Raw genomic sequence first — 555 nt, 5'->3', positions numbered from 1 at the left:
CTCGGTTGGAGAGCAACAAACCTTAAAACCTGCCATCAAACAGCTACAAGCACAACTCACCAAACTGGGTACTCCCGATACTTTTTCAACCACAAAATTTACTGCAGACAGTGGTTTCCATAGTGAAGTTAATCTTGAATTCATGGCAACGACTGGACTCGATGCTTACATGGCAGATACGGCGTTTAGAAGTCGTAATCCCTTATTTAGCCAGAGTGAAACCTATCACTGTGAACAAGAAAAACGACGATTGAAACGCAGTAAAGGCCGGGCGAGATTGTTTAATAGTAACGACTTTTACTTTGATAAAAAAAAGAATGAATGTCATTGTCCCGCGGGAAAAGAAATGTGGTTAAGTGTTAAAAATGTTGAGACCGCCGGTCGGCAATACGTTCGTTTCTCTGGTTATTTGAAGGATTGCCGTGTTTGTTCATTGCAAAAGCAATGCATGCGAAAAGTGCCCACTAAACAAGGTCGGCAAGTTCAATTTGAAACAGGTAAAACAACGAAGCACATTTCTTATACTGATAGAATGCGAGTGAAAATAGACAGTAG

Annotated in this window: 1 protein-coding gene; it reads left to right on the top strand. The window is 40.9% G+C overall.

Translation table 11 applies throughout. From position 1 onward, the window contains the following. On the top strand, positions 1-555 hold a 555-nt coding region (locus tag MT391_RS20750), incomplete at both ends, for a transposase (RefSeq protein ID WP_499499996.1).

Origin of the sequence: Vibrio sp. 1-Bac 57 (assembly GCF_037546855.1) — a bacterium.
In the GTDB taxonomy this organism is placed as follows: domain Bacteria; phylum Pseudomonadota; class Gammaproteobacteria; order Enterobacterales; family Psychromonadaceae; genus Psychromonas.
Note: the sequence above shows the minus strand (reverse complement) of the source record. Positions and strands in the feature narration are given on the sequence as shown.